Genomic DNA, 280 nt, shown 5'->3' on the forward strand with positions numbered 1-280 from the left:
TGCTCCAAATATTCATTAACCATCTCATCGGTAATATTTCCTGTACTCCATACTCCATAACCACTTGCCCAAAAATGTTGCCCCCAATATCGTTCCTTCAGTTTTGGATATTCTTGTTGAAGTTTTCTAGATGTTCTCCCTTTAAACTTCTTCAGTATATTACTTACATTCAGTTTAGGGGCATATTCAATATGCATGTGAACATGATCCGAACTAACAACTCCTTTTAATATCTCTATTCCTTCTGCTTCACATATTTGAACCAAAAGTTCACGACAAC

1 protein-coding gene is annotated in these 280 nt (G+C 35.7%); it reads right to left on the reverse strand.

The genetic code is table 11. The annotated features are described in order from the left end of the window. Positions 1 to 280: IS200/IS605 family transposase (gene tnpA / locus LB467_RS19645; RefSeq protein ID WP_224475688.1), on the reverse strand; the 280-nt coding region annotated here is incomplete at both ends.

The sequence above is a fragment of the Salegentibacter tibetensis genome (assembly GCF_020164485.1).
GTDB classification, from domain to species: Bacteria; Bacteroidota; Bacteroidia; order Flavobacteriales; family Flavobacteriaceae; genus Salegentibacter; species Salegentibacter tibetensis.